At 60.5% G+C, this 2,534-nt stretch carries 3 protein-coding genes; all 3 read left to right on the plus strand.

The features are described from left to right. The coding region (locus ACE3OH_RS21560; RefSeq protein WP_374358128.1) for a DUF3400 domain-containing protein at window positions 1–1,745 on the plus strand (1,745 nt) is incomplete at its 5' end. Window positions 1,746–1,903: 158 nt separating this feature from the next. Further along, window positions 1,904–2,338 carry an HIT family protein gene (locus ACE3OH_RS21565; RefSeq protein ID WP_374358131.1) on the plus strand — a complete coding sequence of 145 codons (435 nt, stop codon included), beginning with the start codon at window positions 1,904–1,906 and terminating at the stop codon, window positions 2,336–2,338. Next, window positions 2,338–2,534 (plus strand): hypothetical protein (locus tag ACE3OH_RS21570; protein ID WP_374358134.1); only part of this gene is annotated, 197 nt, incomplete at its 3' end. The genes ACE3OH_RS21565 and ACE3OH_RS21570, both read left to right, overlap by 1 nt.

Raw genomic sequence — 2,534 nt, forward strand, 5'->3', positions numbered from 1 at the left:
ATGTCCACACCAATATTCCGGTGAATTCCGATGACTACGCCATGTTGCAAACCGCCCATCAGGCGGTTGCCCGCATCATGGTGCTGGCACGTCAACTCGATGGCGTGATCTCGGGCGAGCATGGCATCGGCATCACCAAGCTGGAATACCTGAGCGACGAGGAAATCGCCCCGTTCCGCGCCTACAAGCAACGCATCGATCCCAACGGCCACTTCAATCGCGGCAAACTGCTGGCCGGCGCCGATCTGCGTAATGCCTATACGCCGTCATTTGGCCTGCTTGGCGCCGAATCGCTGATTCTGGAGCAATCGGACCTCGGCGCCATTGCCGACAGCGTCAAGGACTGCCTGCGCTGCGGCAAATGCAAGCCTGTGTGCGCAACCCATGTGCCGCGCGCCAATCTGCTCTATTCGCCACGCAACAAGATCCTTGGCGTCGGCCTGCTCACCGAGGCCTTCCTGTATGAAGAGCAGACCCGCCGTGGCGTATCGCTCAAGCATTTCGAGGAGCTGGGCGATGTCGCCGACCACTGCACGGTATGCCACAAGTGCGTGAACCCCTGCCCGGTGAAGATCGACTTTGGCGATGTCACCATCGCCATGCGCAACTTCCTGCGCAAGACCGGCCACCGCAAGTTCAACCCTGGCACCGCCGCCGCCATGGCCTTCCTGACCGTGAAGGACCCGGCCACCATCAAGACCCTGCGCGCCGGCATGATGGGCATGGGCTACAAGCTGCAACGCCTCGGCAACCGGGTACTGAATGTCGCCGCCAAGGCGCAGACCGCAGCGCCGCCGGCTACGGTCGGCAAGCCGGGAATGAAGACCCAGGTCATCCACTTCATCAACAAGAAGATGCCCGGCAATCTGCCGAAGAAAACCGCACGGGCCTTGCTGGACGTGGAAGACGCCAGCGTGGTGCCGGTCATCCGCAATCCGAAAATCGCCATGGACGATTCGGAAGCGGTGTTCTACTTCCCCGGCTGCGGGTCGGAACGGCTGTTTTCGCAAGTCGGCCTCGCCACCCAGGCCATGCTGTGGCATGTCGGCGCCACCACGGTGCTGCCTCCCGGCTACCTGTGCTGCGGCTATCCGCAAACCTCCAGTGGCTTTGCCGACAAGGGCGAGCAGATCACTACCGAGAACCGCGTGCTGTTCCACCGCATGGCCAATACGCTCAATTACCTCGATATCAAGACGGTGATCGTGTCCTGTGGCACCTGCATGGATCAGCTGACCAAATATCAGTTCGAACAGATCTTCCCCGGTTGCCGCCTGCTCGATATCCACGAATACCTGCTGGAAAAAGGCGTTCGGCTGCAAGGGGTGGCCGGTACCCGCTATATGTACCACGACCCCTGCCACACGCCGATCAAGACCATGTCGCCGATCAAGCTGGCCAATGAGCTGATGGGAGGCGGCGTCGCCCTGAACGAGCGCTGCTGCGGCGAAAGCGGCACGCTGGCAGCCACCCGGCCGGATGTCTCCACCCAGGTGCGTTTCCGCAAGGAAGAGGAAATGCGCAAGGGCGCCGACGCACTGCGCAAGGACAGCCCGGATGCCCAGGTCAAGGTGCTGACCTCCTGCCCTAGCTGCCTGCAGGGCCTGAGCCGCTACAACGATGATTCGGCCACCGAAGCCGACTACATCGTGGTGGAAATCGCCAAGGCAGTACTGGGCGAGAACTGGCTGCCTGCATATGTGGAAACGGCGCGCAATGGCGGTATCGAACGGGTACTTCTGTAAACCAGCCCGGTGCGCCGCTGGCGGCGCACCGAATTTCCACAGGCTGACGTTTTTCGGCACCTTTTGTCGGCCATCTGCCCGCCTTCACCGCAAGCAACCTTGAGTTCGGGGCAGCCAGACGCCACAATGCCAACGTGCTAAATCTGTCATGAAGGTCCATGCAAACCCAAGATTGCCCACTTTGTCAGGATTCCGGCGGCGAACTCGTCTGGCAGTCGGCGTTATATCGCGTCATTGTTGTCGATGAAGCCGGTTATCCGGGTTTTTGCCGGGTAGTGCTGAACCAGCATGTTGCCGAAATGACCGATCTGCCCCCTGAACAACGTACCGCCATCATGAATGCGGTCTGGGCGGTGGAAGAAGGCTTGCGGGCCGAATTGCAGCCACACAAGATCAATCTGGCCAGCTTGGGCAATATGGTTCCACACCTGCATTGGCATGTGATTCCACGCTGGCAGGATGACCGGCACTTTCCGGCACCGATCTGGGCCGCGCCAGCGCGTGAGCCAATCACCAGAAAACCTGATCTGGCCCGCCTGAAAGCTGCACTGGCATCGCGCCTTTTGATGCTGGAAACGTTCACCAAGGAGTGATGACGGTGACGCTCGACCTACCCGAATTCGATCTGTCGCAGGCAATGGAGTTTGTCGACGCGCGCGGCTTCAAGGACTGGCTGAAGCTGGTGCCCTTGATCAATGTCCGCCAGGCGCATCAGGACATCCTCGATAAGCTGGACCGCCTCAACCGCTCGCCGGTCCTGCCGATCGAGCTCCTGAAAATGCTGGAACT

The organism is Chitinimonas sp. (genome assembly GCF_041904975.1).
GTDB lineage: Bacteria > Pseudomonadota > Gammaproteobacteria > Burkholderiales > Chitinimonadaceae > Chitinimonas.

Excerpts from the sequence above, each read along its gene's own strand:
- ACE3OH_RS21565 (WP_374358131.1), top strand. The coding sequence starts at position 1,904 with ATGCAAACCCAAGATTGCCCACTTTGTCAGGATTCCGGCGGCGAACTC.